Annotated in this window: 4 protein-coding genes; all 4 read left to right on the top strand. The window is 72.9% G+C overall.

The genetic code is table 11. The annotated features are described in order from the left end of the window. The coding region (locus ACGFMK_RS48840) for a hypothetical protein (protein ID WP_392778890.1) at nt 1–415 on the top strand (415 nt) is incomplete at its 5' end. Between the two features lie 16 nt (nt 416–431). Next, a complete protein-coding gene (locus tag ACGFMK_RS48835) occupies nt 432–1,268 on the top strand; it encodes a hypothetical protein (RefSeq protein ID WP_392778888.1) in 837 nt (278 codons plus the stop codon). A gap of 72 nt (nt 1,269–1,340) precedes the next feature. Further along, nucleotides 1,341–3,599, top strand: coding sequence for a HelD family protein (locus ACGFMK_RS48830; protein WP_392778885.1), 2,259 nt, complete (start codon nt 1,341–1,343; stop codon nt 3,597–3,599). Nucleotides 3,600–3,609: 10 nt separating this feature from the next. Further along, nucleotides 3,610–4,179 carry an FKBP-type peptidyl-prolyl cis-trans isomerase gene (locus ACGFMK_RS48825; RefSeq protein WP_392778882.1) on the top strand — a complete coding sequence of 190 codons (570 nt, stop codon included), beginning with the start codon at nt 3,610–3,612 and terminating at the stop codon, nt 4,177–4,179. The last annotated feature ends 219 nt before the right edge of the window (nt 4,180–4,398 follow it).

The raw sequence follows: 4,398 nt of genomic DNA, 5'->3' as shown, positions 1-4,398 counted from the left end.
CCGTGTGACCGACCAGGGCACGCCGTCCGGGGCGGTGCTGGAGAACACGAGCACGCAGGTCGCCTACCGGATCCTGGTCGGCCCGGCGACGGTGGTGCCGCTGCTCACCCCGGGCGCCCGGATCGGCGTGGCCACGGGCGGCGTCCTCGGCCCGGTCACGTGGCTGTCCCCGGAGTCCCTGGGCGGCTTCACGCCGGTGACGGCCACCGTCGTCCCGGGCGGCGTCCGCTACCACTCGGCGAACTGCCGCGCGTTGACGAGCCGGGGAGCAGCGGTGCTCCACCGTGACGCGGGCGGCCGGATCGTCGGCGCTGAGCAGCTGCCCGCGGCGAGCGTGTCCTGCGTGCCGGGGGACCACCAGCTTCCGGCGTCGCTGGAGGCGGGCGCCGAGGTCTACCCCTACTGCGACCTTTGAGGAAACGGTTGTGCGGATGAACAAGAAGGGCCTGCTGGCGGTGCTCGGCACCGTGGTCGTCCTCGCCGCCATCGTCGTCTCGGCGGGTGGCAAGCTGCCCTGGACCGGCGGATCCGCCTCGGACGACAGCTGTGACATTCCCGACCACGCCCCCGCGGGCACACCGGCGTCCGCGCCGGGCGGGATCAAGGTCGTCGAACAGGGATTCAGCCAGGGGCCGTCGGGTCTGGTCAGTCTCGGGGCCATCGTGGAGAACACCAGCGCCGACGTCGCCCGCCGGATCCCGGTGCGGTTCCGGCTGTTCGACGCCGCGCACCACGAGCTTCCCGAACTCACCGCCGGCGAGCTGAGCGTCGAGGTTCCCCTCCTCCTGCCCGGCCGGCGGATCGGTGCCGGAACGGGTGCCTACCGGCGGGAAATCCCCGTGGCCGGAGCCGAGACCGTCGTGGGCCCGAACGCCTGGCTGCCGCACGCCGCCGTGGGCGGCCTCGGGCCGGTCGGCGCCACCTACCTCCGTACTCTGCGCTTCTATCCGGACAACCCGGTCAGCGTCGATGTCCACTACCGCGAGACGTCCACGAACTGCCGGGCACTGACCAGCCGCGACACCGCCGTGGTCTTCCGTGATCGCACGGGCCGGATCGTCGGGGGCGACCAGGGCACGGCCGATCTGCCGATCGTCTTCCGCGACGTCCACGGCAACGATCTCGGCGGCGAGCGGCAGTTCCCACCGAGCCCCTCCTGCTCACCAGGAGAACGGGAGACCTGGGTCGTCCCGCCCGTCGGCGTCCCCGCCACCGCCGCCGACGCCCGCACCGAGGTCTACCCCTACTGCGATCTTCCCGGCGCCTGACCTCGCTCCGGAATGATCGCGCCGTGGGCGCCGTTAAACTTGGCTGGCCCTTTTCCTTGAGGCGAAAGCAGGATGCTCTTGTCCGTCTCGCCGGACGAAACCCGCGACCACGCCGCCGAGCTCGCCCGTGAGCAGGCGTACGTCACCACCCTCTACGCCAAGCTCGACGCCGAACGCGCCGATGCCCAGCGGCGCCTCGACGAGACGCTGCGGCTGACCGGCGGCACCCCGCAGGCCCGCACCGAACGCGACGTCGCCACCACCCTCTACACCGACCGGCTCGCGCAGCTCGGCTCCGTCGAGCAGGGGCTGGCCTTCGGGCGGCTCGACTTCGTGCCCGGCAGCACCGAGGAGACCACCTACATCGGCCGCCTCGGGCTGTTCGACGAGGACGACGACTACCAGCCGCTGCTGGTCGACTGGCGCGCGCCCGTCGCGCGGCCCTTCTACCTCGCCACCGCCGCGTCACCCGAAGGGGTACGGCGGCGGCGGCACCTGCGGTCGCTGACCCGCAAGGTCACCGGCTTCGACGACGAGATCCTCGACCTCGCCGCCGCCGACCAGGGGCAGGACCTCGGGCTCGCCGGCGAAGCCGCGCTGCTTGCCGCCCTGGAGCAGCGCCGCACGGGTGAGATGAGCGACATCGTCGCGACCATCCAGGCCGAGCAGGACCGGATCATCCGCGCGCCGCTCGGCGGGGTCATGGTCGTGCAGGGCGGACCGGGCACCGGCAAGACCGCCGTCGCGCTGCACCGCGCCGCCTACCTGCTCTACACCCACCGCCAGCAGCTCACGACCCGCGGCGTGCTCGTCGTCGGGCCCAACAGCACGTTCCTGCGCTACATCGGCCAGGTCCTGCCGTCGCTGGGTGAGACCGGCGTGCTGCTCGCCACCGTCGGGCAGCTCTACCCGGGCCTGGACGCCGACGGCACCGAGCGGCGCGAGGCCGCGGAGGTCAAGGGCCGGCTGGTCATGGCCGACGTGCTGGCCGACGCCGTCCGCGACCGCCAGCGCGTCCCCGATCCGGTGCTGGAGATCGAGTACGAGCACGACGTCCTCAAGCTCGACCGCAAGACGTGCACCGACGCCCGGACCCGCGCCCGCCGCTCGCGGCGCCCGCACAACCCGGCGCGGCGCCTGTTCGTCTCCGACGTCCTCGACGCCCTGACCCGCCAGGCCGCGCGGAAGCTGGGGGAGGACCTCCTCGACAGCCAGGACGTCCAGGACATCCGCGCCGAGCTGGCCGCCGACGAGCACGTCGCCGCCGCGCTGGACGAGCTGTGGCCGGTGCTGACCCCGGAAGGCGTGCTCGACGACCTGTTCGCCGACCGCGAACGCCTCGGCAGTGCCGCCCGGAAGCACCTGTCCGAGGCGGACCGCGCGCTGCTGGAGAGCAGCCGCGACGCGAAGTGGACGCCTGCCGACGTCCCGCTGCTCGACGAGCTGGCCGAGCTGATCGGCGTCGACGACACCGAGGCCCGCGTCGAGCGCAAACGCCGTGAGCGCGAGGACCGCGCGTACGCCGAGGGCGTGCTCGACATCCTCGAGCAGGACGAGGAGATCATCGACGAGGAGCTGCTGCGCGTCTCGGACGTCCTGGACGCCGAGCTGTTCGCCGAACGCCAGGTGGAGCGCAGCGAGCTGACCGCCGCCCAGCGCGCGGCGCAGGACCGGACCTGGACGTTCGGGCACGTGATCGTCGACGAGGCGCAGGAGCTGTCGGCGATGGACTGGCGGCTGCTCATGCGGCGCTCGCCGAACCGGTCGATGACCCTCGTGGGTGACGTCGCGCAGACCGGCGCCGCGGGTGGCGCGCGGTCGTGGGGCGAGGTGCTCTCGCCGTATGTCGAGGACCGGTGGCGGCTCGAGCAGCTGACCGTCAACTACCGCACGCCCGCCGAGATCATGGCGGTCGCGGCGCGGGTGCTGGCCGAGGTCGACGCAGGCCTGACGGCGCCGTCGTCGGTGCGGGAGACGGGTGTCCCGCCCTGGTCGGTACGCCCGGCCGACCTGTCGGCGGAGCTGCCCGGACTGGTGGCGGCCGAACTGTCCGCTGTGGACGGTGGCACGGTCGCGGTCCTGGTGCCCGCGAGCCGGTTCGACGAGGTTTCGGCCGTGCTGGGCGCGTTCGACGAACGGCTGAGCGTGCTGACGGTCGAGCGGTCCAAGGGCCTGGAGTTCGACTCGGTGGTGCTGGTCGCGCCGGACGAGGTCGTCGCGGGCTCGCCGCGCGGGCTCAACGACCTGTACGTGGCCCTGACGCGGGCGACCCGGCGGCTCGGCGTGGTCCGGACCGGTGACGAAGTGCCGGCACTCTCCGTGCTTGGCTAGTCTCCCCGGCATGCAGAAAATCGGGAAGATCGTGGTCGCCGTCGCGGCGGCGCTGTCCCTGGCCGCGTGCGGCCAGGACGCCCAGCCCCAGCAGACGGCCGCGCCGGCGGGTCCGCCGGTTCCGTCGTCGAACGCCGCGCCGGCGACCCAGAGCAAGGGCCGCGAGTGCACGGCCGACGACGTCAAGACGACGGGCAAGTTCGGCGAGGCGCCGACGATCACCATCCCCGACGACTGCGACCCGCCGAAGAAGCTGATCACGAAGGACCTGTCCGAGGGCACCGGCAACGGGGCGAAGGCCGGGCAGGCGCTGCAGATGAACTACACGCTGGTGACGTGGTCGAACAAGCAGAAGCTGGACAGCTCCTTCGACCGCGGCGAGCCGTTCAAGCTGAACCTGGGCGCGGGCGAGGTCATCCCGGGCTGGGACCAGGGCCTGGTCGGCATCAAGCAGGGCTCCCGCCGGCTGCTGATCATCCCGCCGGACCTCGGCTACGGCCAGGGCGGCAACGGCATCGAGCCGAACGAGACGCTGGTCTTCGTGACGGACGCCGTCTCGGTCCCGACCGACAAGGGCTGAGTCCGTGGACACCCACCACGGCCGCGTGCGCGAATGGCTCGTCGACGACGGCTGGGGGGTGGGGGGCTCCAACCCGGTGGACAACCCCCCCACGGTGGCCAAATCGCGGTGAAAACCCCCCCCCCGCCCGGGCGGCGCCCCGGGGGGGCCCCCCACCAGGTCGGCGCCGTCGGCGTCGACGGTGATCACCCGGTGCTGCAGCCGGTGCAGCCCGGCCTC

The sequence above is a fragment of the Amycolatopsis sp. NPDC049252 genome (assembly GCF_043197175.1).
GTDB lineage: Bacteria > Actinomycetota > Actinomycetes > Mycobacteriales > Pseudonocardiaceae > Amycolatopsis.
The sequence above is the reverse complement of the archived record's forward strand: the minus strand, read 5'-3'. Positions and strand labels throughout refer to the sequence as shown.